This is a genomic window from Streptococcus sp. HMSC074B11, assembly GCF_001808705.1.
Lineage (GTDB): Bacteria > Bacillota > Bacilli > Lactobacillales > Streptococcaceae > Streptococcus.
This window is the reverse complement of the sequence record NZ_KV794306.1, coordinates 1-319: the sequence shown is the minus strand read 5'-3', so window position 1 is coordinate 319 and position 319 is coordinate 1. Positions and strand designations below refer to the sequence as shown.

Genomic DNA, 319 nt, shown 5'->3' with positions numbered 1-319 from the left:
CCGTGTGCCAATGAACGATGACGTTCCAGCGACATTTGATAATGGCTCAACTACCAAGACAGTAGATGGCGTTGGTACATACACAGTAGCAGCAGATGGAACAGTAACCTTTGTTCCTGAGAAATCATTTACTGGAACAGGAACAGGCGTAACTGTGAAACGTGTGGATAAGAACGGAACTGAAATCACAGCTAAGTACACACCAACCGTAACACCAGTAACACCGACAGCAACACCAGTTGAAACAACAGGTAAGCAAGGTCAAACTCAAACAGGTAAGCCTGAATTTACTGAAGGTGACAGCCGTGTGCCAATGAAC

At 45.5% G+C, this 319-nt stretch carries 1 protein-coding gene; it reads left to right on the top strand.

What is annotated here, in order from left to right:
- Positions 1 to 319: hypothetical protein (locus HMPREF2619_RS09295; RefSeq protein WP_148130395.1), on the top strand; the 319-nt coding region annotated here is incomplete at both ends.